The organism is Polaribacter sp. IC066 (genome assembly GCF_007997085.1).
Taxonomy (GTDB): domain Bacteria; phylum Bacteroidota; class Bacteroidia; order Flavobacteriales; family Flavobacteriaceae; genus Polaribacter.
In genome coordinates, this window is record NZ_VORR01000121.1 from 1 (window position 1) to 1,825 (window position 1,825).

Annotated in this window: 2 protein-coding genes; both read right to left on the reverse strand. The window is 28.5% G+C overall.

Features of this window, described 5'->3' with window-relative positions:
• Window positions 1-398: 398 nt before the first annotated feature.
• Window positions 399-818 (reverse strand): hypothetical protein, encoded by a 420-nt coding sequence (locus ES044_RS18155; RefSeq protein ID WP_147120716.1) that lies wholly within the window; start codon window positions 816-818, stop codon window positions 399-401.
• 168 nt (window positions 819-986) lie between these two features.
• Window positions 987-1,676: an LA_2272 family surface repeat-containing protein gene (locus ES044_RS18160; RefSeq protein ID WP_147120784.1), complete on the reverse strand. Its 690-nt coding sequence runs from the start codon at window positions 1,674-1,676 to the stop codon at window positions 987-989.
• Window positions 1,677-1,825 lie beyond the last annotated feature (149 nt).

Below are 1,825 nucleotides of genomic sequence, written 5' to 3' on the forward strand. Positions count from 1 at the left end.
TTCAAATTCCGCAGAGATTTTCTATTCAACATGCTGGCAAGAATTCAGATGTTATATAGTTTAAATTCTTGTTTTTCATTCAACTTTAGTTAGCCTTTAGATTTTCCCGAGCAATGAAACATAACGTGTTTGTACAAGATTTTTTGCTGTGGTTTAGCACTAAATTTAATAAATAATAACTGAATAGGAAGTCCGCGAGGACTTTCCTAAATAAGCCAGAACCAAAGCAATTAATTTTGTACGGTGTTGCCCACCGTTTTTTATTTCCATCATTATTTTAAAATTCAAAATTATGTTAAAAAAAGATAATTCAAATAAATTCGACATTCAGTTTTATTCGCTTTATAAGAATGGATTAATTTCCGAAAGTTCATATTTAACAGGACGTGAATATCATACTATTTTTGTTTGTCATTCCATTCATCAAATTTCCCGTCGTCCATCGCCTCTAAAATTTTTCGGAAATTTTCAGCGTTTTTTGGTAGTGTTTTTAAAAAAGCTTCTCTTTCTTCCCAGTTTTTGTCTTTCAAAATTGCAAGTGGTATTGAAATTACTTCGTCGTATTGTTCATGAAAAGTTTTATTCGCCTCCATAAACCTTTCCATACTTTTTTTTGATATGCCATCAATCTTTTGAGAAACTAATAATTCCATTTTATGCTCATTTCCTTTTTCAATATATTCTTGAGCTTGTTTCAGTTTTTCAGGTTGATATGAATCAATTGCAGCTTCCATAAATTTCAAGCTGTTATTCTGAATAAAAAAAGCAACTGTTAATACAATTAAAATGACTGAATTTATAATTTCAATATATTTCATAGTTTTGAGTGAGTAATGGTTGGCAACGTGTTTGTACAAGATTTTTTGCTGTGGTTAAGCACTAAATTTAATAAATAATAACTAAATAGAAAGTCTGCGAGGACTTTCCTAAATAAGCCAAAACAAAAGCAATTAATTTTGTACGGTGTTGCCAATAGTATTTTGTTTTCAGTCTTTAAAATTCCAATTTATTAACGGAAATTTTCTTTTTTCGTTAACATTCCAAATTCCGATTTGTATTCCTTTTGTTTTTTTACTTTTATTAAATATTCCTATTTGTATTCCATACATTTCTTTTCCATAGTTAAATCCTCCAATTTGTAAACCATTCATAATTATTGATGAATTTTGTATTGAAATTTGAATTCCATTACTATACAATGTTTCATTTAATAATCCAGAAATTTGAATTCCATTAGATTTATCCATTGCATTCCAAACTCCAGCAATTGCAATTCCGTTATTCATTATTCCAAATTGAGCAATTGCTCCAATTGTAATTCCGTTAAAACTTACATCTCCAACTGTTCCTGTTGATATATTTATTCCATTTATTTTTTCATCAAATTTGTATTCTTTTCGATTAAACTTTCCGCTAATACTGTCTATTCTTGAAATTGGACTTCCATTTCCTATTGGTGCTAAAATTCCAATTCCTGGGATTTCTAATCTAATTCCATTTGTTTTTACAAATCTACTTTCATCATTAAATTGTGGAAAAGCACCAAATGCAATTCCGTTGATCGTAGTGTTTTGTGTGTGAAATGTTCCAATTAAATATCTTGTCTTTTTATTATATTCTTGACTTGAAATTTTGATCGAAAATAAAATTATAAAAATCAAAAAGATGTTCTTCATATTCGTTTTTTATATTATTGGCAACGTTTGTGTATAAGGAAAGTTGCGATTTTGTGTGCGAGGAATTTCCAACGGAAATTCAGTAGTACGCAAAAATGCAACGAACTTTGATAAAGCACTAATTTAGCAATTTTTTTTATACTTTGTTA